This is a genomic window from Acidobacteriota bacterium, from assembly GCA_030697165.1.
GTDB lineage: Bacteria > Acidobacteriota > Vicinamibacteria > Vicinamibacterales > UBA2999 > 12-FULL-67-14b.
Genome location: JAUYQQ010000015.1, coordinates 215,724 through 237,831 on the forward strand (window position 1 = coordinate 215,724; position 22,108 = coordinate 237,831).

At 66.5% G+C, this 22,108-nt stretch carries 18 protein-coding genes; 11 read left to right on the forward strand and 7 right to left on the reverse strand.

The annotated features are described in order from the left end of the window. Nucleotides 1–99: 99 nt before the first annotated feature. Nucleotides 100–546, reverse strand: a complete 447-nt coding sequence (locus Q8T13_14635) for a hypothetical protein (GenBank protein ID MDP3718996.1) — start codon at nucleotides 544–546, stop codon at nucleotides 100–102. Between the two features lie 106 nt (nucleotides 547–652). Further along, on the reverse strand, nucleotides 653–3,748 hold the full coding sequence (locus tag Q8T13_14640; GenBank protein ID MDP3718997.1) for a TonB-dependent receptor: 3,096 nt from the start codon (nucleotides 3,746–3,748) through the stop codon (nucleotides 653–655). A 196-nt stretch (nucleotides 3,749–3,944) separates the two neighbouring features. On the opposite strand from Q8T13_14640, the gene Q8T13_14645 reads away from it, so the two are divergent. The 5 genes from Q8T13_14645 (at nucleotide 3,945) to Q8T13_14665 (ending at nucleotide 12,256) form a co-directional block, all read left to right on the forward strand. Continuing rightward, nucleotides 3,945–5,276 carry an MFS transporter gene (locus Q8T13_14645; GenBank protein ID MDP3718998.1) on the forward strand — a complete coding sequence of 444 codons (1,332 nt, stop codon included), beginning with the start codon at nucleotides 3,945–3,947 and terminating at the stop codon, nucleotides 5,274–5,276. Nucleotides 5,277–5,286: 10 nt separating this feature from the next. Next, nucleotides 5,287–6,612, forward strand: a complete 1,326-nt coding sequence (locus Q8T13_14650; GenBank protein MDP3718999.1) for a PQQ-binding-like beta-propeller repeat protein — start codon at nucleotides 5,287–5,289, stop codon at nucleotides 6,610–6,612. A gap of 75 nt (nucleotides 6,613–6,687) precedes the next feature. Then, on the forward strand, nucleotides 6,688–8,379 hold the full coding sequence (locus tag Q8T13_14655; GenBank protein MDP3719000.1) for an amidase: 1,692 nt from the start codon (nucleotides 6,688–6,690) through the stop codon (nucleotides 8,377–8,379). An 86-nt stretch (nucleotides 8,380–8,465) separates the two neighbouring features. Next, nucleotides 8,466–9,938 carry a serine hydrolase domain-containing protein gene (locus Q8T13_14660; GenBank protein MDP3719001.1) on the forward strand — a complete coding sequence of 491 codons (1,473 nt, stop codon included), beginning with the start codon at nucleotides 8,466–8,468 and terminating at the stop codon, nucleotides 9,936–9,938. 47 nt (nucleotides 9,939–9,985) lie between these two features. Beyond that, nucleotides 9,986–12,256 carry a DUF5916 domain-containing protein gene (locus Q8T13_14665; protein MDP3719002.1) on the forward strand — a complete coding sequence of 757 codons (2,271 nt, stop codon included), beginning with the start codon at nucleotides 9,986–9,988 and terminating at the stop codon, nucleotides 12,254–12,256. A 38-nt stretch (nucleotides 12,257–12,294) separates the two neighbouring features. Here Q8T13_14665 and Q8T13_14670 read toward each other — a convergent pair whose 3' ends face one another. Then, nucleotides 12,295–13,425, reverse strand: coding sequence for a hypothetical protein (locus Q8T13_14670; protein ID MDP3719003.1), 1,131 nt, complete (start codon nucleotides 13,423–13,425; stop codon nucleotides 12,295–12,297). 121 nt (nucleotides 13,426–13,546) lie between these two features. Between Q8T13_14670 and Q8T13_14675 the strand changes: the two genes are divergently transcribed. From Q8T13_14675 to Q8T13_14685, 3 genes are all read left to right on the forward strand, one after another. Beyond that, nucleotides 13,547–14,971: an amidohydrolase family protein gene (locus Q8T13_14675; GenBank protein ID MDP3719004.1), complete on the forward strand. Its 1,425-nt coding sequence runs from the start codon at nucleotides 13,547–13,549 to the stop codon at nucleotides 14,969–14,971. After that, nucleotides 14,968–15,864 (forward strand): prenyltransferase/squalene oxidase repeat-containing protein, encoded by an 897-nt coding sequence (locus Q8T13_14680; GenBank protein ID MDP3719005.1) that lies wholly within the window; start codon nucleotides 14,968–14,970, stop codon nucleotides 15,862–15,864. The genes Q8T13_14675 and Q8T13_14680 overlap by 4 nt, the downstream gene beginning before the upstream one ends. Before the next feature lie 300 nt (nucleotides 15,865–16,164). Further along, nucleotides 16,165–16,455, forward strand: a complete 291-nt coding sequence (locus Q8T13_14685; protein MDP3719006.1) for a hypothetical protein — start codon at nucleotides 16,165–16,167, stop codon at nucleotides 16,453–16,455. Between the two features lie 162 nt (nucleotides 16,456–16,617). Here the strand turns inward: Q8T13_14685 and Q8T13_14690 are convergent, their stop codons facing one another. The 4 genes from Q8T13_14690 to Q8T13_14705 form a co-directional block, all read right to left on the reverse strand. Further along, entirely contained in the window at nucleotides 16,618–16,926 is a 309-nt protein-coding gene (locus Q8T13_14690; protein ID MDP3719007.1) for a hypothetical protein, read from the reverse strand. A gap of 4 nt (nucleotides 16,927–16,930) precedes the next feature. Next, nucleotides 16,931–17,455: a pyridoxamine 5'-phosphate oxidase family protein gene (locus Q8T13_14695; protein ID MDP3719008.1), complete on the reverse strand. Its 525-nt coding sequence runs from the start codon at nucleotides 17,453–17,455 to the stop codon at nucleotides 16,931–16,933. Nucleotides 17,456–17,617: 162 nt separating this feature from the next. Continuing rightward, nucleotides 17,618–18,925, reverse strand: coding sequence for a tetratricopeptide repeat protein (locus tag Q8T13_14700; protein ID MDP3719009.1), 1,308 nt, complete (start codon nucleotides 18,923–18,925; stop codon nucleotides 17,618–17,620). Between the two features lie 8 nt (nucleotides 18,926–18,933). After that, on the reverse strand, nucleotides 18,934–20,286 hold the full coding sequence (locus Q8T13_14705; GenBank protein MDP3719010.1) for a DUF4331 domain-containing protein: 1,353 nt from the start codon (nucleotides 20,284–20,286) through the stop codon (nucleotides 18,934–18,936). 189 nt (nucleotides 20,287–20,475) lie between these two features. Here Q8T13_14705 and Q8T13_14710 point away from each other — a divergent pair, with 189 nt between their 5' ends. From Q8T13_14710 to Q8T13_14720, 3 genes are all read left to right on the forward strand, one after another. Next, entirely contained in the window at nucleotides 20,476–21,039 is a 564-nt protein-coding gene (locus Q8T13_14710; protein ID MDP3719011.1) for a sigma-70 family RNA polymerase sigma factor, read from the forward strand. After that, a complete protein-coding gene (locus tag Q8T13_14715) occupies nucleotides 21,032–21,499 on the forward strand; it encodes a cupin domain-containing protein (GenBank protein ID MDP3719012.1) in 468 nt (155 codons plus the stop codon). The genes Q8T13_14710 and Q8T13_14715 overlap by 8 nt, the downstream gene beginning before the upstream one ends. A 97-nt stretch (nucleotides 21,500–21,596) precedes the next feature. Next, nucleotides 21,597–22,088: a hypothetical protein gene (locus tag Q8T13_14720; protein ID MDP3719013.1), complete on the forward strand. Its 492-nt coding sequence runs from the start codon at nucleotides 21,597–21,599 to the stop codon at nucleotides 22,086–22,088. Nucleotides 22,089–22,108: the final 20 nt, after the last annotated feature.

A 22,108-nucleotide genomic window follows, 5' to 3' on the forward strand; every position in this document is an offset into this window, starting at 1 on the left:
CAGATTCACACAGATTAAACACAGATCAATGGGCCAAACACATAGATAAATCTGTGACTAATCTGCGCCTAATCGGTGGCTGCCCTTGAATCGGCGGCCCTACGGCGCGGGGCGGTAGTAGAGCACCATGCCGGCGCCGGCGGCAGCCATCACCACCCCGACAAAGAACATCGGGCTCGGGGCTGTCTTGGGCGGGTGCATGATCATGGTCGCGATCACGTTGATGAGCGGCGCGCCGCCGAAGACCAGCGGCATGACGATGGTGGGGGTACCGCCGTTGCGGAAGGCATAGGTGATGCACACCGCGCCCAGGGCGCCGAGCATCCCGGCGATGGTCGCCGTGGCGGTGCCGGTGACCGTGAAGTTGCGCCACTCGCCCTGCTGCGTGAGGGCCGCGGCCGGCACCAGCACGGCAATGAGGAAGTAGGCCACGCCTACGCACAACATCGCGCGCATCGGGTTGCCCAACTCGGTCTGCCCCCTATGGAGCGACGCTCCGTACAACCCCCACGACAACGCCGCGCTCGCGGCCAACGCTATCCACATACTGGCTCTCCTTTTGAAACTCGCGCCCGATTCTGCCACGTAAACAGGAGATCAGGAGAATAGGAGTTACTCCTGATCTCGTGAACTCCTGTTTCGCGGGCGGCAATCAGAAGCGCAGGCGCACGCCCAGTTGCACCTGGCGGGCCGAGGTCACGGTGTTGCGGATGCGACCGAAGCTGCCAAGCGCGGCCTCGCCGTCGGCAGCGCCGGCGAAAGCGGTCAGGTTGGGCACGCCGAAGTTGGCGCGATTGAAGAGGTTGAACACCTCGACCCGCAACTCGAGGCGGCGCGAGCCGCCGAGTGTCGAGTCCTTGCTCATGGCCAGATCCACCACGCGCAGGTCCGGCCCGCGCAAATCGCCGCGTCCGGTGTTGCCGAACGTGCCCGCCGGCTGCAGCGCAAACGCGAGCGGGTTGAACCACTGTGCGGGATTGCCGGTCACGGCATTCCCGGCACTGAAACCCGGCGCGTAGTTGGGGCGGTCGCGGCCAATGCCGGGGCCGAGCGACGGCTGCCACAGCGATCGCGAGCGGTTGTTCTGCACGAACACCGTGAGCGGATAGCCGCTGCGATAGGTGCCGATGGCCGAGAGGCGCCACCCGCCCAGGACGGCGCCGGCGGCGCCGGTCAGGTCGCGGCCCCACGGGATGTCCCAGGTCGCGTTCGCGACGAAGTTGTGCCGAACGTCGAAGTCGGACGGCCCGCGGTTGTAGCCGTCGAGGTACTCGGGAAACGCCGAGGTCGTGCCGTTGGTGGCGTCGGAGAAGAACGTCGACGCCTGCGTGGTGTCTTCGGAGTCGGACCACGTGTACGACGCCTGGAACGACCAGCCGTCGGCAAAGCGCCGCCGCAGGTCGACGATCAAAGCCTTGTACCAGGAGTCGCCGTCGGAGGTTTTGGCTTCGATGGTGGTCCAGGCGGTGTTCTGCCGCGGCCCGCCCGCGGGGAAGAACGGACGGCCATCGGCGCCGGTCGTCGGCACGGCGGTATTGAGGTCGCTACTGCGCAGCAGGTCGTAACCGCGCGAGCCGGCGTAGCCGAGCGTCAGCGCCATTTGCCCGGGCAGCTCGCGCTGGACGTTGGCGTTCCAGACGTGAATCGACGGCGTCACCCCGTCCCACTGCACCGGGCGGATCGACAGGCCAAAGGCACGCTCGAACGGCGGGTTCGGGAACGTCGGCGCCTGGTAGACCACACGCGGGGTGTCGGGAGGGTTCGTGACGGTGACGATCAGGTTTTGCGAGCTGTTGGTCGCGTAGTACAGGCCATAGCCGCCGCGCACCGCCGTGCGGCCATCGCCGGCGACATCCCACGACACACCAAATCGAGGCGAGAAGTTGTTGTAGTCGGCGCTCTCGTAGAGCCGCCCGACAGTCGCCGTGCGATCGGTGAAGTTGACCAGCGCCGAATCGTGACCACCGGTGTCGATGGGCATGGTCATGAATTCGTAACGCAGGCCGGCGGTGACCGTGAGCCGCTCGTGCGCGTGAAACTCGTCCTGCACGTAGCCGCCCGCCAGCCAGAACGGCCACTGCCGGCCGAACTGCGCCACGGGTGTGAGACCGATGAAACTGGTCGCGCGGTTCTCCATGAACGCGCGCAGGTTGGCAAACGAGTAGGTGCCCAGGCTGAAGGTCGGGTTGACCATGTCCTGCTGATAGTGCTCGGCCAGCGCGCCGGTGCGGATCAGGTGGCGGCCGCGGGTCCACACGAAGTCGGCCGACAGGCTGGTGACCTGCTGCAGAAAGCGCACGTCCACCGAGGCCTGTGTGCCGAAGCGTTGCAGGCCGCCGACGTCGATGTTGCCCATGAACTCGCGGCCTGGCACGAAGGGCGGCAGCGTGGTGTTGGCCTCGACGTCCTGCCCCACGCGGGTGCGGCTGTAGCCGCCGCGGTAGCTGGCGAGCAGGTTCGACGAGAACGCCTGCTTCAGTTCGGCCGTGAAGAACTGGTTGCGCGACACGAACGCACGCGGAAACTGCGGGTAGTCGAGCGGCAACCGCTGGTCCACGTCATCGAGCGTATAACGCGCAAAAAACTGGCTGCCCGGCGACAGGTTGTAGTCCACCCGGCCCTGCAGGAAGTTCTGGTCAATGGTCTGATCGAACTGGAAGCTGTGGAGCGCGGTGCCGTCGCCAAGGCTCGCGCCGTTCGGGACCGGGTACTCGTTGAGATACGGCGCAACCGCGGCGTTGACGCCGACGTTGATGAACTGCCCCGGGTTCGCGGGGTCGGGCAGCAGGCCGCGACGCGCGTTGGCGTCGGGCACCGCCGAAGTGATGGTGCGGCCCAGGTTTTCCCGCAGGCCTTCGTAGCCCAGGAAGTAGAACAGCTTGTTCTCGCGCACCGGGCCGCCGGCCGTGACGCCGAACTGGTTGCGCGTGAAGGCCGGCTTGGTGCCGACGTCGAAGTAGTTGCGCGCATCGAGCGCGTCGTTGCGGTGGTACTCGTAGGCCGTGCCGCCCAGGGTGTTGGAACCGGCCTTGGTGATCACGTTCACCTGGCCGCCGCTCATGCGGCCGAACTCGGCGCCGTAGGCGTTGGTCTCGACGCGAAACTCCTGCACGGTCTCGGTGCCAAGCGACGTCCCGGCGGCGCTGCCGGCGGGACCGTTGGTCATGTCGTTGAGGAGGGTGCCATCGAGCAGGTAGACGTTCGCGCGCGGGTCCTGGCCATTCACCGACATGCCGAGACCGTGCGCCACGACCGAGCCGCCGTCGCGATACGGGTACGGCGTGACCCCCGGCTGCAGGAACGCCAGGTCGGTGTAGTTACGCCCATTCAGGGGGAGCTGCTCGATCGTGCGCGCCTCGACCAGGTAACTGAGCTCGCCGGTGCGGGTATTCACGGCCGGCGCGGCGCCCACCACATTGACCGCCTCGGCCAGGCCGCCAACCTCGAGCGTGAACTCGATCGCGACCGCCTCGCCGACGGTCAGGGCCACGCCCTGGCGGACGACCGGCTTGAACCCGGACAGTTCGGCCCGCACATCGTAGGCGCCGACGGGTAGGGCGGCCAGGACGAACCGGCCGTCGCTGCCGGTCACGGTGTCGCGCTCGACGCCCCGTTCCAGGTGGCGCACCGAAATGGACACGCCGGGCACGACCGCCCCGGTCGGGTCCTCGACGCGGCCCGACAGGGTACCCGAGGTCTGGGCCGCGGCGGTCAACGCCGGGACCACGAGAAGCGTAAGTAGGGTCATCACGAAACGCACGATAATCAGCTCCCGTCTCGTATACTACGCGCGGCCGACGCAAGACGTGTCGCGACTTGTCCCCACTTCTGTGGAGAGAATGTTCGACATCTCGAGCGGGCCGTTCCTACGGAACGGCCCCTATGGCTTCGGAGAGCGAGCATGGTGAAGGCCGTCATTTTCGTTGATACGCCCCCTTAGACGCATGCCCAACATTCCCCGTCCCACACTGACTCCCCTGCAATGGCTCATTTGCGGCGTTGCCGCCCTGGGCTTTGCGTTCGACATTTACGAAATCCTGATGGCGCCGCTGGTGGTGGGGCCGGCGATTGCCGAGCTGACCGGCGCCCGTCCGGGCACCCCAGACTTCAACTTCTGGGTCGGGATGTTCTTCTGGGTCCCGGCGCTCGTGGGCGGCGCCTTCGGCCTGCTGGGCGGCTACCTGACCGACCGGTTCGGCCGGCGCAGCGTGCTGGTGTACAGCATCCTGCTCTACGCCTTCTCGGCCTTTGCGGCCGGGTTCGCGACCAGCATCGAGTGGCTGCTGTTCTTCCGCTCGACCACATACATTGGCGTCTTCGTCGAGTTCGTCGCCGCGGTCGCCTGGATCGCCGAGATCTTCCCCGACGCCAAGCAGCGCGAGGCGGCGCTCGGCTACACGCAGGCGTTCTCGTCGGTCGGCGGCCTCATGGTCACCGGCGCGTACGCCATCGCCGTCACCTATGCGAACTCGTTCCCGGAGATCGCCGGCGGTCATTCGCCCTGGCGCTACACGCTGATCTCGGGCGTCATTCCCGCGCTGCCGCTGATCATCATCCGGCCGTTCCTGCCCGAGTCGCCGGCCTGGCAGGCCAAGAAGGCCGCGGGCACGCTGCGGCGGCCATCGCTCGCACAACTGTTCACGCCTGAGTTGCGGCGCACCACCATCGTCACCACGCTGATGTTTGCGTTCGCGTACGGCGCGGCGTTCGGCGCCATCCAACAGATGCCCCGGATCGTGCCGGGCCTGGACGAGGTGCGCGTGCTGGCGGTGCCGCAGCAGCAACAGACGGCCAGCCTGGTGCAGGCCTACCAGGAGTTCGGCGGGCTCGCCGGCCGCTTCCTGCTCGCGTTCCTGGCGTTGCGGATCCTGTCGCGGCGCAAGCTGATCCGCACGTTCCAGATCCCGGGCTTGATCATCATCCCGTTCGTCTTTTGGTACGCCGCCACCAACAGCCTCGAGATGACCAAGTGGGGCATGTTCCTGGCCGGCGTCTTTACCGTGGGCCAATTGAGTTTCTGGGGTAACTACTTACCTCGCGTCTATCCCACTCACCTGCGGGGCACCGGTGAAGGGTTCGCCGCGAACATCGGCGGCCGCATGATCGGGACGAGCTTTGCGTTCATCACGACGCAGCTCGTGAACTACATGCCGGGCGACCTGCCCTCAACACGACTGGCGTACGCCGCGACCATCACCGTGACGTTCGTCTACGCGGCGGGGCTCGTCACCAGCTTCTTCTTGCCTGAACCAAAGGGCGAAGATCTGCCGGAGTAGGGTGCCTAACGTGCCTAACGTGCCTCGGGTGCTGCTCGCGACAGTCGTGCTGGCGCTTGGGACTGTCGCCTACGGCGAGCAGTGGCCGCAGTTGCGTGGACCCGGGGCGACGGGGGTGGCAGCCGACTCGGCGAGCTTGCCCGAGAGCTGGAGCGCCACCAGCAACGTACGGTGGAAGACCGCCATTCCCGGCCACGGGTGGTCGTCGCCGGTGGTGTGGGGCGATCGCATTTTCCTGACGTCGGTGGTGCCGGCCGGAGACACTGAAGCACCGCGGCGGGGCCTCTACTTCGGCGGCGAACGCCCGGCACCGACGGTGGAACATCGCTGGATGGTCTACGCGCTCGACCGCGGCACCGGCAAGATCGTCTGGGAACGCGAGGCCCGCCGCGGCTTGCCGATGTCGCGCCACGTCAAGAACTCCTACGCTTCTGAAACGCCGGTGACCGACGGCCAGCGGGTCTACGTCTTGTTCGGCAACGTGGGCCTCTACGCCTACACCCTCGGCGGCGAGCTCGCGTGGTCGGCGCCGATCGAGCCCCGCCCCACCCGCAACGGCTGGGGCACTGCCGCGTCGCCGGTGCTGCACAACGGCCGGCTGTATCTGGTCAACGACAACGACCAGCAGTCCTACCTGACGGCGCTCGACGCCAGGACCGGCAAGACAGTGTGGCGTGTTGACCGCAAGGAAGGCAGCAACTGGGCGACGCCGTACATTTGGGAACACGCCGGGCGCACAGAGATCGTAACGGCGGCCACGGGCAAGATCCGCTCGTACGACCTCGAGGGCAAGCTGCTGTGGCAGCTCGGCCCCATGTCGAGCATCGCCATTCCCACGCCGTTCTCGAAGTTCGGACTGCTCTATGTGACCTCCGGCTATGTCGGCGATGCCACGCGCCCGGTCTACGCCGTCAAGCCCGGAGCGTCGGGTGACATCTCGCTGGCCAAAGGCGAGACCAGTAGCGGCTCGATCGCCTGGTCGCTGCCACAAGGCGGACCGTACAACCCCTCGCCGATCATCTACGGCGACTTTTACTACACGCTGTTCGATCGCGGATTCTTCACCGCTCACGACGCGAAAACCGGCCAGGAGATCTACACCAAGGTCCGGCTCGATCCGACGGCCAGCGGCTTCACCGCATCGCCCTGGGCCTACAACGGCAAACTGTTTGCGATGAGCGAGGACGGCACCACCTACGTGATCCAGGCGGGGCCCGAATTCAAGGTGATCGGCCGGAACGTGCTCGACGAGTTCACGATGGCCTCGCCGGCGATCGACCGCGACAGCCTCTTCATCCGCACGGCGACCTCGCTCTATCGCATCGGCAAGCCGTAACCAGCTCCTGCCGGTCCGCCCAAAGGCGGACACCACACTGATCCGGCCCGTGACATTGGCGCTAGAATCTGCCCCATGCTGGATCGCCGCGCCCTGCTCGCCTTCTTCGCCACCACCGGATTCGGCCACACCCTGCTGCCCGGCGTGCTGTGGGCGCAGATGCAGCCGGGCACCAAGAAGGTCACGCTCGAGATGGTCCGCGAGTCGGCGCGGCTGGCCGGGCTCGACTGGACCGATGAGGAGTGCCAGGACCTGGTGGATTCCTTGTCGAGCCTCGCGCGGGGCGCTGAAGGCATCGACAAGCCGGCGCTGACCAACGCCTCGCCGCTGCCGATTCACTTCGACCCCAACCCACCAGGGGTGGCGCCACGGCCGATGCCGACGGCCACGTTTCGCCCCGCACCCACGCCTCGCGTGCGTCGTCCGCTGAATCTCGAAGCCGTCGCCTTCTGGCCGGTGACGCACTTGGCCCACCTGCTGCAGTCCCGACAAGTCACCTCCGTCGAATTGACGACGATGTACGTGGCGCGAGTGAAGCGCTACAACGGCCAGTTGAACTGCGTCGCGCAGTTGACCGAAGAGCGCGCGCTGGCAGAGGCCGCAGCGGCCGACAAGCAGCTCGCCGCCGGCAAATATCGCGGTGTGCTGCACGGAGTGCCGTACGGCGTCAAAGACATCATGTCCGCCAAGGGATACCCCACCCGCTGGGGGGCGCCGCCACTCGAACGGCAGGCCTTCGACGAAGACGCCGCCGTCGTCGAGCGGCTGCACCAGGCCGGTGCGGTGCTCGTCGCCAAGCTGACCACCGGTGAGATGGCGTTTGGCGATCAGTGGGCCGGCGGGCGCACCAACAACCCGTGGAATCTGTCGGAGGGCTCCAGCGGCTCATCAGCCGGATCGGGTGCGGCGACCGCCGCCGGGCTGGTCGGGTTCGCCATCGGCACCGACACCGGTGGCTCGATTCTCTCCCCCGCCGTCCGCTGCGGCATTGTCGGCCTGCGGCCGACGTTCGGTCGCGTCAGCCGTTACGGCGTGATGGCCGCCGGCACCACGCTCGACAAGATTGGCCCGATGTGCCGGCATGCCGAGGACTGTGCGATCGTGCTGCGCGCCATCGCGGGAGCGGACCACCGAGACCTCGCGGTGCGAGAGGCGCCGGTCGCGTGGGACGCGACGCCGGGTCGCTATCCGAAGCGCATCGGCTACGTGCCGGCGATGCTCGAGGCGGACACCGACGCCGACCAGCGTGCCAACAACAGCCGCGCGCTCGCCGGGCTGAAGCGACTGGGCTGCACGATGCACGCGCTGACGTTTCCGAGCGGCGACCTCAGCTACTTCATCGAGTACGTGGAGCGGGCGGCGGCGTTCGACAGCTTCACGGTGTCGGGCCAGCACCAGGGCCTGCGGCCGCGCACCAGCCGCTACCTGCGCGCGTGCCAACTGGTGACGGCGGTCGATTACCTGCAGGCCAACCGTCGGCGCGCGGTGATCATGCAGGAGGTGGCGCGGGCCATGAGCGCGGTCGACGCGGTGATGTTCACCACCCTGACGCTCGACTCGCGCACCAGCCTCAACCCGGTAATGAGCCTGACGGGACATCCCTCGATCGCGGTGCCCAACGGTCTCAAGTCGAATGGATCGCCGGCTGGCGTGATGTTCTCAGGCCACCTGTATCGCGAGGGCGACCTGGTCGCGCTGGCCAAGGCGTGGCAGGACCAGTCAGCAAACCGAGTGCAGCACCCGCCGCTGTTCGCCGTCACCGGCTGAGCCCGGCCCGGCACCGCAGCTTCTTTCCATCTCATCGCCGGGGTAGACTGCCGCTCACGAAACCCGTCTGCTGCTGGAGGTTAGCGATGTCGCTCTCAACTCTTGGCCGGTTGGTGATGACCGCCGGCGTGTTGTGCGTGCTGCTGGTTGGCGCGCCTCATTCGCATTTGCGGGCGCAGGCGCCGGCGGCCGCCGCGACCATCGCTCGCGACGCCGACGTGTTGGGCGCGCAGCGGTTGTTCAGCGCCTGGCTCGAAGGCCAGATCGTGTCGCGACACCTGCCGGGCATCGCGGTCGGCGTGGTCGCCGATCAGGAGTTGGTCTGGGCAGCCGGCTTCGGCTTTGCCGACACCGGCCAGAAGGTGGCGATGACGCCGCAGACCCGGTTCCGCATGGCGTCGCACAGCAAGCTGTTCACGGCCACTGCCATCATGCAGCTGCGCGAGCAGGGCAAGCTGCGGTTGGACGACCCGGTGTCGAAGTACCTGCCATGGTTCCAGGTCAAGCCCGCCGAGTCCGATGATCCGCCGATCACGATCGAAGAGTTACTGACCCACAGCTCGGGCTTGCCGCGCGAAGCGGGCTCGCACTGGACGACCTTTGACTTCCCCTCCACCGAACAACTGCGCGAACTGATGGCTGAGCGGCAGGCGCCGTTCTCTCCAGACGTGCGCTGGAAGTATTCCAACCTCGCGTTTGCGATCGCCGGAATGGTGATCGAAACCGTGAGCGGCCAGCAATGGGCCGACTACGTGCAGCAGCACATCTACGCGCCGCTCGGGATGTCCTCGTCCAGCGTCGACCAGAACGTCAGTGGTCTCGCGGTCGGTTACGGCCGGCTGATGCCGGACGGCACGCGCGCCGTCAATCCGTTCATCGACGCCCGCGGCATGGCGGCGGCGACCGGGATCACCTCAACCGTGGACGACATGGCCAAGTTCGTGTCGGCGCAGTTCCGGAAAGGACGCATGGGCGGCCGCCAGATCCTGAGCACCGGCTCACTGCGCGAGATGCACCGTGTCCGTATGCTCGAGAACAACTGGACGCAGGGTAACGCCATTGGCTTCGCGGTACGCCGCGACCGCGACAAGGTGTACGTGTCGCACGGCGGCAGCTATCCCGGCTATCAGACCAACACGGTGATGCAGCTCGAAGGCAAGGTCGGCGTGATCGTGCTGACCAATGCGGACGATGCCAACCCGGGCGCGATCGCGACACAGTTGATGAACACGGTGGGCGAGGCGGTGGCGAAGGCGGCCACTCCCGCGCCAGCCATGACCATGACGTGGGACCCATCGTGGTCGCGGTTCGCCGGGCTCTATCGCGGCCGCGGCGGCGAGTCGCAGGTGATCGAACTCAACCAGCGGCTGGTGATCATCAACCCGAATGCGGCGAACCTCGATAGTCCGATCCGGCTGGAGCCGATTGGCAACGGCCAGTTCCGCTACGTGGCGCCCGTGGGCGGCGGACCAGTCGGCGAGATTGTCCGGTTCGTGGAAGAGGGCGGCAAGGTGATCCGAATGTTCACCGGCGACGGCTACGTCGAGCGCGTTCGGTAGTCCCGCGCTGTAAGCGGAACGGGGGCGCGGATAAAATGGGCGTGTCCATGACGCCCCAGTTTGTCTCGTGTTGTCTTCTCGCCATCGCCTTGGCGAGCCTGCCATCAGTGTCCGCTGCCCAGGAGCACGTTCATCCTCCCGCGGCGCCGGCCGACCTATCGGCCAAGCAACCGGCCGCGGCACCGCTCAGTGGCGAACGGCCATCGGTCAGGGCGGTGTTGGCCACCGCGGTCCCCACGATCGACGGTGTGCTGGACGAGGCGGTGTGGGCATCCGCGAATGTCGTTGACCAGTTCGTCCAACAGGAGCCGCGCGAGGGCCTGCCGGCGTCCGATCGCACCGAGGTGCGGGTGCTCTACGACAAGGGCCGCCTGTTCATCGGCGTGCGCGCCTACGCGTCGTTGCCGGTCAGCGCCACCGAGATGCGCCGCGATGCCGACCGCCTGTTCGACGAGGACAACTTCCAAATCATCGTTGATACCTTCCACGACTCTCGCAACGGCTACATGTTCCTGACCACCCCGCTCGGCGCCAAGCTCGAGCAGCAGATCTTCGACGAGGGCGAAGGCGGCGGGCGCGGCACCACCGCCAACATCAATCGCAACTGGGACGGCATCTGGGATGCGGCGGCCAGGATCCTGCCTGACGGCTGGACGGCGGAGATCGCGATCCCGTTCAGCACGGTGCGCTTCGTGCCGAAGGATGCCCAGGTGTGGGGCATCAACTTCCAGCGCCACATCCGCCGCAAGAACGAGACCGTGATGTGGGCGGCGATTCCCAAGGCCTACACGCTGACCAAGGTCAGCCTGGCCGGCGAGTTGCAGGGCCTGTCGGGCATCAGCCGCGGGCTCGACCTGCGGCTGAAGCCGTTCTTCGTGGGCGGCGGCCGCAACCTGAGAACGTCGCCCACGGTGTCGTCCTTCGATGCCATCCACGACGTGGGCCTTGATGCGCGCTACGGCGTCACGGCCGGCCTGAACATGGACATCACGCTCAACACCGACTTCGCGCAGGTTGAGGTGGACGAGCAGCAGGTCAACCTGACCCGCTTCGGCCTGTTCTATCCGGAGAAGCGCGACTTCTTCCTGGAGAACTCCAACTTCTTCACCATGGGCACGGGGTCGGCCTTCACCTCGGCGCCGGTGCAGACCGACCTTTTCTTCAGCCGGCGCATCGGCCTCTCGGACGCGGGCACGCCTATCCCCATCCTCGGCGGCGTGCGCCTGGCCGGCAAGTCGGGCAAGAACAACATCGGCGTGCTCGACATCCAGACCGACTCGCAGTTCGGCCGGCCCGGCGACAACTTCTTCGTAAGCCGCTACAGCCGCGATGTGTTCCGGCGCTCGCGGGTCGGGGCGCTGTTCATCAACAAGGACACGCTCGAGGGCAGCACCCATTTCAACCGCACCTTCGGCGTCGACGCCGTCCTGGCGCCGAGCGCCAACCTGCAGATCAATTCGTACCTCGCCAAGACCCAGACCCCGGGCAAGGACGGCAACGACCTGGCCTACTACGGGCGCGTCGCCTACCGCGACCCGAAGTGGAACCTGTGGCTGAACTACCTCGACGTGCAGGAGAACTTCAACGCCGAGGCCGGCTTCGTGCAGCGCACCGGCATCCGCACCACCAAGGCCTACTTCGGGCCGACCCCGCGGCCGACGAGAGGCAGCGTCAAGCTGTTCGAGCCGATGTATGTGCTGACCTACACCACCGACCAGGCCAACCGAATGATCGGCCGGCAGCACCACTACATGCTGGGCACGACGCTGCGCGACGATTCCTTCATCAACGTGGTCTTCCAGCAGACGCTGGACGTGCTCGACCAGCCGTTCCGAATCCGGCCCGCGGTGGTGATCCCATCCGGGAGCTACCAGATGAACGAGTGGATGTTCACCTTCAACACCAGCCCCGGCAAGCGGGTCTACGAGCGCGTCACGGTGTCGCCCAGCCAGTTCTACGACGGCACCCGCCTGACCATCACCGCGGCGGCCGGCATTCGCGCGTCGAGCCGGTTTTCAACCGAGCTGCAGTACAACCGCAACGACGTGCAGATGCCGTGGGGCAACTTCCTGGTCAACCTGTCAACGCTGCGGGTTGACTACACGTTCTCGCCGCGGATGACCATCCGCAGCCTGACCCAGTACAACACCTCGACCCACGAGATTACCAACAACGTCCGCTTCAACTTCATCTATCGTCCCGGCAGCGACCTCTACGTCGTCTACAACGACCTATCCCAGACCGGCCTGCCGGCCGACATTTTCGGCAAGCAGGATCGCCAGCTCGTGGTGAAGATGACCTATCTGCTGCAGAGGTAGCGCAGTTGACGCCCGTACGCGGTCGAGACGCTGCCGCGCTATCGACGGGGCGTGCGTGCGGTTGCCGCACCGGGAACGAGCTGGTAGCCGATGTCGGCCATGATGCCCAGGGTAAGGATGTCGATCTTGTTGGTGCCAGAGCCGAAGTCTCGCGGCGTCATCAGCCCGGTCTTGAAGTCAGCGTAGGTGTCCTGGTCCAGGTGCGCGATGCTGGAGCCCGGCTCATACGGATCGGGCGCGTACAACTTCACCATCGGCAGCGGCCGGATCGACCTGGCGCTGGCCTCGACCGCCTTGGGGCCACTAAAAAAGAGGTCGTTGCTCGTCAGGTCCGCCAGCACCTGCTCGGGGCCGTGGTTGGCGACGACATCGGCTCCCGCGGACCCGCGATTCACGAACACGTCGTAAGGAAACGGAATCGAATTCATCAGCTGGCCGGTTGACACATCAAAGCTGTCGAGAAAGCCGAGTCCGTGGCCGACCTCGTGAATCATCGTGTAGACGAAGCTGGCCTTGCCTGGAGCCGCGGCGCCGTTGATGGCGTAATCCCAGTCGACCGTCTCGTTGACCAGGACCTGGATGTCTGCCCCGCCGTTGTTGAGACTGCGGTTACGGACCTGCGCGGCCAGGGCACTCGGCACGGCCACGCCATCGAGGTCGAAGAAGTCAATCGGGCCGGCCGAGGCCAGCAAGGTGCTCTCCGGGTCTTCCGGGGTCTCCATCTTCGCGTCGACGACGATTGGCACCGTGCCCTGCAGCACCGCCGACCACGCCGCCACAGACGCCTGCATCGCGGCCTTCCGTGCGGCGCCCCGGGCCGGGTCGTTGAAGCCGGTGCCCTCGGCGTCGGTGTAGATGATGGTGAAGGTCGCGCCCGAGGCGGCCTGGATCGTGGCGTGCGGGTAGCTGACCATCAGGGCCCGGCTGACTGCGGGCCTGAACCGGGCGGCCTCGAGCTGCGGCGCCGTCAGCCGCGCGCACTCGGTGCCCAGGGTGCCCTCAGCATTACGCGTGAACGACATGCCGTAGACCGGCACGCGGTAGCCGTTGGGCGTGCGCTGAATCCCAAGGCGCTCGGCACCCGCCAGCCCGTCGGACGAAGCCGTCCCGGTGAGCAACGCGAGGGCGGCGACGAGGAACGACGTGCGCAGTTGGCGGATGGTGGTCATGTCCCTGGTCCGTTGCCGAAATTTGCGCAGATTGGCTATCTAAGCGACAGGAACGGACATTATACACACACGTCCACCTCTGGCCTGACTCCGCGAAGCGTCGAGGGTAACATCTGGAACCATGAGATTCGCACCCGTGGCGCTGGCGCTGATGGCGACGGCGGCCACGACCTACGACATCACCGCGCAGCGGCCGGAACTCGCGCCGGCCGTCAGGGCGTACATCACGACCGACGCCCCGGTCATTGTGCTGACGCACGCCCGCGTGATCGACGGCACCGGCGCGGCGCCGCGCGAGGACCAGACCGTGGTCCTTCGCGATGGCAACATCGCCGCGATGGGCGACTTCGGTCGCGTGGCGATACCTGACGGCGCGACCACCATCGACCTCACCGGTAAGAGCGTGATTCCGGGGCTGGTGATGGTGCACGAGCACCTCTACTACCCGAACGGTCCTGGCGTGTACGGCCAGTTGGGCGAGAGCTTCTCGCGGCTCTATTTGTCTGGCGGCGTGACCACCATGCGCACCGGCGGCAACGTCAACGGCTTCATGGACCTGAACATGGCGAAGCTGATCGAGAGCGGCCAGAAGCCAGGGCCGGCCATCGACGCAACCGCGCCGTACCTGAACGGGCCCAACTCGTTTATCCAGATGCGCACGCTCAAGGGACCGGAAGACGCGCGCCGGCAGGTCCAGTACTGGTCAGACGAGGGCGCCACGTCGCTCAAGCTCTACATGCAGATCACGCGCGGCGAGCTGGCCGCCGCGGTTAACGAGGCCCACCGCCGCGGCATCAAGGTCACCGGCCACCTGTGCTCGGTGACCTATGCCGAAGCCGCGGCACTCGGCATCGACAACCTCGAGCACGGGTTCTTCGCGGCCACAGATTTCGTCACGGACAAGAAACCGGACACCTGCCCCGGTCAGGGCGTCGGGCAGAAGTCCATCGCTGCCCTTGATGAGAACGGCGCGCCGTTCAAGGCGCTGGTCAAGACCCTGATCGACCACAACGTCGCGGTGACCTCGACGCTGACGGTCTTCGAGACGTTTACGCCGGGCCGGCCCAAGCCGCCCGGCCTCGAGGTGCTGACGCCGCAACTGCGCGAGCAGTTCGAACAGAACTACGCGCGCACCGCCCAGAACAGGGAATCGATCTACACGACGCTGTTTCCCAAGGGCATGGCGCTCGAACGCGCCTTCGCCAGGGCGGGCGGCCTGCTGATTGCCGGCACCGATCCCACCGGTGGCGGCGGCGTGATCCCCGGCTTTGCCAATCAGCGCCAGGTCGAGTTGTTCGTGGACGCCGGCTTCACGCCACTCGAGGCGATCTCGATCTCGACCCTGAACGGCGCACGCTACCTGGGGCGCGACGCCCGCGTGGGCAGCCTGGCAGTCGGCAAGCAGGCCGACCTCGTCGTGATTGACGGCAACCCTGCCGCAACGATCGCCGACATCCGCAAGGTCGAGACGGTCTTCAAGCAAGGCATTGGCTACGACCCGGCGAAGCTGATCGCCTCGGTGACTGGCAAGGCGGGCCTGTGGTGAGGCGGCAACCCGCCGTCTCGTCTCCCGTCATTGCCAAGGGGGTCGTTTTCCTGCGTGCGTCTCTGTCGAACTGGCGAAGTGGCGATGCCATCCGTGCGCTGCTCGAAGCCGGCGCGCGTGGCTACGACGTGGGCGATTCGTTGGACGAGACGCTCAACTTCCTGAAGAAGCCGGCGACGTGGGATCAGGACAAGACGCCAAGCGGCTTCGCCGACCAGCGCCTCGCGCGGGTGCAGTTGGCCAGCGCCCTGGCGGTCGCCGAGCGGCACGGCAAGGCCGCCAGCACCGACCTGGAAGCCGCCGCGAAGCTGCTGGTCGCCGAGCAGGCCGCCAACGGATCCTGGGAGCTCGACCAATCCCAGGGCCTCGGCTCCCCCGCGACCTACGGCACGATTCTCGCGACCTGGTCGGCGCGCACGTCGCTGATTGCGTCCGGCATGCTGCCTGACCACTTCACGATCGTCCAGGCCGACCGCTGGCTGCGGGGGATGACGGTCGAGACCGTATTCGAAGCATCGTCCTTGCTGCTCGCGCTCGATCTCACCGGCGACGTCATGGCCGATGGCCTGCGCCGCTCGGCGCTCAGCCTCGTGCGCACCGGCCAGGCGGCGAACGGCGGCTGGGGGCCCGACGCCACCGCGCCGCCTCAGGTGTTCGACACCGCCCTGGCAGTGCTGGCCCTCAGTGCGCTCAACGTGGAGCCGCGAATCGCGCGGTCGACGTACCGGCCAGAGGAGTTGCTGGAGGCGATCGCCAAGGGCAAGGCGTTCATCGAGTCGCAACAGCAGGACGACGGCAGCTGGCCCGAGACCACCCGGCCCGCAGGCCAGATCAGCTACGCCCAGCGCATCTCAACTACCGGCTGGGCACTGCTCGCGCTGCTGGCCAAATAACACAGCCACCGATTAGACACCGATTAATCACCGATTCTGATCAGTTAAGGACCCGCGACGCCGGGCACGCCCGGCGTCAAGCGAGGATCCAGCAACCCGAGATCGAAAGAGGACGAACGACACAACTCTTTCGATCCTCGGGTTGCTGGATCCTCCCGCGGCCGGAGGCCGCTCGCGGGTCCGGCCGGTCGGTGTCTAATCTGTGATCAATCTGTGGCTGTGTTCAGTCCGTGGCTCAGCGGGCGCGGATGCTGCGTTGCCGTCGAAGACGGGATAATATCTTTCGATACGGAGGCCCGAATGCGACGGCTACTTGTGCTCGCTACCTTCCTCGTGATCCCGTTAGTGACCACGGCTCGGCAAGCGGCGGCGCCGCCCGCCACCTCGTCAGCTCAACCCAAGGCCCAACGAATGGCCGCGGACGATGTCATGACCCTCGTGGAGAAGGGACAGGTGTTTTTCCTCGATGTGCGTGAGCCGAAAGAGCTGGAGGAGTTCGGCACGTTCGAGGGTTACGTCAACATCCCGCTCGGCCAGCTCGAGAAGCGGCTCGCTGAGGTGCCCAAAGACAAGGCCATCATCACCGCTTGAAACGGCGGTGGCCGGGCGGCCCGTGCGGCCGCCTTACTCGAATCCAAGGGATACAACGTCATGGCGTTCTGCGGCCTTGGCGACTACAAGGGCAAGAAGCCGAAGGTCTTCCCGAAGGTGAAGCCAGGCGCCTAACGTCCGGGCGCGGGTGACGCACCGTGGTCACGAGAAATAGACGGCCGCGACGGCGCCCGTCGTGCCCCCGATCACGTAGGCGAGCTGTTCGATACGGGTATGCGCCTGGGCGATCCCCCGCGTGATGTGCCAGCTGGTGAACGCGATGAGCACGTTCACGATGACCACGCCCGCGAAATTCCGATCGGTGACGTAACGGATCGCAAGGGCGATCAAGCCGTACTGCACGAACACAGTCGCGGCGAGCCGGATCGGCCCCTGCTCCAGGCGGCCGGCCGGAGCGGGGACGGAGGAGACTGCCCCTTCTGTCGAAGGGCTGGTGTCGCTGGCGGACATGACACTAAGTCTCGGTGGGGCGCCGTGGCTCGGTCAGCTCGTGCATGGTTCCCAGCTCAGGCGGCGTGTTGGTGAGCCAGCCCTTGGCCAACTCGTACAGCACGAACGGCTTGGGCTTGTTCACTTCCAGAAATTCCACGGCATGAGCGGTGACGCCGATCAGGACCATTCGTGGGTCGTCCGGAGTGCCGTGACGCGAGTCGCCGTCATCACCGAACCACATTTTCCAATCTTCGGCATAGAGCTCTCGAATCTTGGCGCGATCCCGGGAGATCACGGCAATTCCCGACACCGAGATCCACTCCATGCTGCCGTCGCGAAAGTACGCCAGGTTGACATGTGCATCGTCGTCAATCTCGCGCAACTTGTCGGCGCCCTCGGTGGTAACGAACCAGAGATCCGCACCAGCGGCACGCTTCTGGTTGGCCATGGCCCGTGAGCGCAGGTGGCCATCTGCCCGACGCGTCGTCAGCATCGCGATCCCGATGTCATCGGCGAGTTCGTAGAAACGGTCGAGTTCGGTGGTCATCACAGCTGCTCCTAGCGTCCGAAGCGGGTCTGCGCTCCCCTTTCTGGGCAGCGCAGCCACTCTCGATTGGACGCGAGGAACGAGGCTGCAAGATGCCCGCCATGCCGGGGGTGTGCTGGCTTCGGCTATTGGCTCACCCCAGGTGAGGGATGGCCGGCGACGCTAGTGTTTCCGCAGAGCCTTGATACCCCGCGCCACGAGCACATCGGCAACGGCATCGGGAGCAACGACGCGCTCGATCAGGGCGGTCGCCTCGGCGTGATCACCGGACGCCGTCACGATTGCCGCTGCGTGATACAGCAGCCGTGGATCACGGGTGCCGAGGCGCAGCGCTTCGTCTGAAGCTCGACGGGCTTCCGCTATTCGGCCGGCTCCGAAATACGCCCACGCCAGGGTATCGAGCGTCATCACGTCGCGCCGGGTCGCCGCCGCTTCTTCGGCCAGGGCCACCGCTTCGGGCAAGTTGCGGCCGCGCTCGGCCAGGAACCGCGCCAGGCGCTCCGGTTGGCGGGCCCCCTCGGTCCAGCCCGAACGCTCGAGTTGCTCGGCCATCGCATAGTACTGAGCCGCCGTCGCCTGGTCCCCGAGTTCAGCCGACAGGTCACCGATAATCGCGGCGGTGTCGGCGGTAGGCCCCTGCGCGAGCTGCGCCTGGAACACCAGCCGCGCGCCCTTTAAGTCACCCTCGACGATCTTGATCTTGGCGAGACCAGCGTGCGCGAGGGGGTGCTTCGGAAAGGTCGCCGCGGCGCGTTCGAATTCGCGCTTCGCGTCGCCCAGGCGACCTTTGAGCAGCCACAGCTCGCCCACCTGCGCGTAGTGCCAGGTCTGGGCCTCGCTGTCGTTCGGGGAGGTGCCGTCGGCGGCGCGCTGCATGTATTCCAGCGCGCCATCCAAGTCCCCCTGCAGTTCGAGCGCATAGGCCACGCGCGCGTAGGCCGGCGGACCGGGCTGCAACCGGCCCATGGTGTCAAAGGCCGCAAACGCCCGCGGGTAGTCGCCAAGTTCGAGATAGCCGTCACCTTGGGCACCGTAGTTCCACGCGTCGCGGGGATCCATCGCCTGCACCTTGTTCGCCTGCGCGATTGCGGCGCCATAGCGATGCTGCGAGAGCAGCACCGCCGCCAGCATCCGCTGCCCCTCGTAGTGGTCGGGCTGCGCGGCAAGGAACGTTCGTAAGCGGGTCTCAGCTTCGTCGACCGCGCGGGCGTCGTTATTCACGCGCTGAAGCCGGAGCAGCGCGTCCGCGAGCCGAATCACCGCTGCGCCATCGTCCGGATGAGCCTGCAGCCGCGCGGTCATGGCGGAGACCGTCTCGGCCAACTGGGCGCGCGACGTCCCGACGCTGGGCAGCGTGGCCGCCGCCACGGCGACGGGAGCGGCCGAGGTCTGACGCGCGTCACGCACCGTGGCCACCACCACGAAGGTGATGGCCACGATGGCGGCGGAGGGAACCAGCCAGCGATTCACGATTCTACTTACCGGTTGCCGGCGTGAGGAATGCCGAGGTACGGGAACGACGACAGGAACGGCACGTCGTTGCTGTTGACGCCGTCGCCAAGCGCGTTATTCGGCGAGCGGCTGAAAGCCGGCGTCAGCGGGGTCGCACCCGCGGCCGCCTGGAGCACGATGTCGAGCACGTCGTCGCCGGGACGACGGCCGTTCGGGAAGCCGGCCACGTCGCCACCGAGCACACCGAGCCGGCTGAAAGACGATGCGGTGGCGGGCGGAATCATCATGTTCAGGCGCAGCATCTCGGCGGGCCGCACGTTGGCGGGCTGGTTAAGGCCGGCGATGCCCGTCAGGAAGATCGTCACCAAATCGTTGCGCGGAGCCGGTGGCGAATCGACATTGAAGATCAGCTTCAGCAGTTTCGGCACTTCCGGGTCGGTCACCCGATCAAGGGCGACCGCGTCGCTGGTCGGCTCGATGGCGTTGAAGGCGTCCTTGCGAGCGAGGTCGATCACGGCCTCGTTCACCAGCGGATTGCCCAGGCGCGAGACCTGGACCAGCGCGCCGCTGTGGGTCTGGCCGCCCGGGGTCAGGGTGCGGGTCGCGAAGCGGCTGGCCGTGGACCACACGCCGATGATGGCGTTGGGATCGGTGGCGCCGGACGGCATCTGGCCGCTGCGCGCCAGAGCGGACTTCGGCACCTGAAGCGCCAGCGAACTGACGTTAAGCCCGGCGGTGCTGTCCTGGACCACGCCCGAACCGACGCCGAGCAGGTCGAAGATTCCGAGGTCGACGTAGAAGCCCTCATCGCGCTGACCCGCAAACACGCGCGTGTTGTTGGCCAGTTGCTGAATGCCGCCGCCAATGCCGCCGTAGTTCGGCGTCGAGCGGGGTCCGATGTTGGGCGGGGGAACCGGGAGGCGCCCCGACAGTTCGGTCACGGTGCCGGTGCGGCGCGGTCCGTCGATGCGAACCAGCCGGTAGAACTGTCGAACGTTGAGATCGGGATCGTCTAGGCTGGTCACGGCGCCGGTGTTATACAAGAAGGTCGCCGGATTGCGGATTTCGGTCGTGAAGCGCCACTGGAAGGTGATGTCTTCGACCGCGTCGCCGTTGTTGTCGATGTGGATCTCGTAGACCACGTTCGGGTCGAACGAGTAGAAGTTGGGCCCACCGTCCGGGTTCTGGAACGGGATGAAGTTGGCGATGAGGGTGACCTTGTCCGGTTCGTCAGACGCCACCCAGGCGTAGACGTCGGTGTTGTCGGCCATCGGGTCCTGCGCCGTGAGCGGCGCCTCGCGGTGGCTCGAGGCCCGGCCCGGCATGACAGCCAGGGCGACACCAAAAACTGCAGCAATTCCAAGAACGCGTGAACGCATGTAGGGCTCCTCCCAGGTCCGCAGTCGAGCGGATATGGGTATAACGGGCACCGAGCCAGGATGGATTGGAGCGGCCCGGCCAGCTGAGCCAATCCAAACGAGCCGCTCAGCCGTTAGTCCTTGTAAGGCCAAAAGCTGGCAGCGCTGTTGGCGGACCGATCTCGCCGATCTGTTAGACTTTCGGTCACCGTGCACGTGACGGAACGGCAATCTTCTGAGGCAAAGGACAGGGAGCTTCTCGAACAGGTCGCCGCAGGCCAAGAGGATGCCGTGGCGGCCTTGTACGACCGGCATGGCCGCCTGCTGTTCGGCCTGGTGCTGAGAATCGTGAGAGACCGCGCCGAAGCGGAAGAAATCCTACAGGAGGTCTTCTATTCGGTCTGGTCCAAGGCTCATTCGTATAATCCGGCGCTCGGGGTTCCAGCGGCCTGGCTCGTGCGGCTGGCCCGCAATCGTGCGATCGATCGCGTCCGGACCAACCACGTTCGTGAGCGGACCCATGAGGCCGCCGCTACGCCCATGGCCCCCGACTCGCCGGAGCAGGCGGCCGTGCGAGGGCAGCAGCAAGCGGGCGTCGTGGGTGCCCTTGGACGATTGCCAGACGAGCAGCGTGTGCTGATCGAACAGGCTTACTACTGGGGCTGGACACAATCGGAACTGGCAACCCGATTCGGCCTGCCGCTCGGGACGGTAAAGACGCGAATCCGATCCGGAATGATCGCACTACGGGAGCACCTGGCGAAGCATGAGTGAACATTCGGACGATGACGTCGATTTCGACGATCGGCTGACCCTGGCGCTGGCGCGGGAGGCCGACGGCGGTGAACCGGCTCCGGAAGTCCGAGCGCGGCTGATGTCGCGTGTCCGCCAGCACGATGTGCCCCCGGGGTTCTCGTTTCGCCTGGCCTCTGAGGACGACTGGCTGCCACACCCGGTGCCTGGCATTCGCATGAAGGTGCTGGCCATGGATCGCCGGCGCGGGATCGCCACCTTGCTGCTGGACGTCGCGCCCGGCACGGTGTTCCCGGCCCATCACCACGGTACGGACGAGGAGTGTTACGTGATCTCCGGCACCCTGATTGCGTGCGGACGCACCATCGGTTCCGGTGATTTTCACCATGCTGACGGCGGCAGCGATCATGGCGAATTGCGCACCGACACCGGCTGTTGCGTCCTGTTGGTGACCGAGCCCGAAGATTACATGCCCGGCTAGGGAGTGGATACCGTTGCCGTTCGCCTACGACACGGTACAGGCGCTCGCCCCCGCCTCTGCTATGATGCCCCCGCTCACACCACTGCGAGGGCGGCCGATGCCACGTCAAGAGATCCGAAGCTACGACTACGTCAATCATCCCTACGCGAAGGTGCGAGAGGCGCTGGCCGCCGACCCAGGCGAGATCTTTCGCGCCGCCACCAGAACCGCAGCGGTTCGCGCCCGCTCCGTGGCGGCCGAGTTGCGGGTGACCATCGCCGGCGTGGACGTGGCCGCCGAGGTCATCGTCAGCATCGGCACGATCACGGACGAAGCCGGGCCCCTGGGCGGACCGCTGACGCGCATTCCGGTGTCGTGGGAAGCCGCGAAGCATCCGCAATTGTTTCCGCTCATGAGCGCGGAGCTCACGGTGTATCCGTTGACCGCCACCGAGACGCAGCTGGATTTTCTGGGGCGCTATGACCCGCCCCTTGGCGTCGTTGGCGGGGCGATGGACGCGCTCGCCGGCCACCGGGTCGCCGAGGCCTCGGTCCATCGCCTCATCAGCGACGTCGCCAGGCACCTGCGGGACCGCCTGGCGCAGGGCTGAGGCTGCTGGCTCGCGGCGGC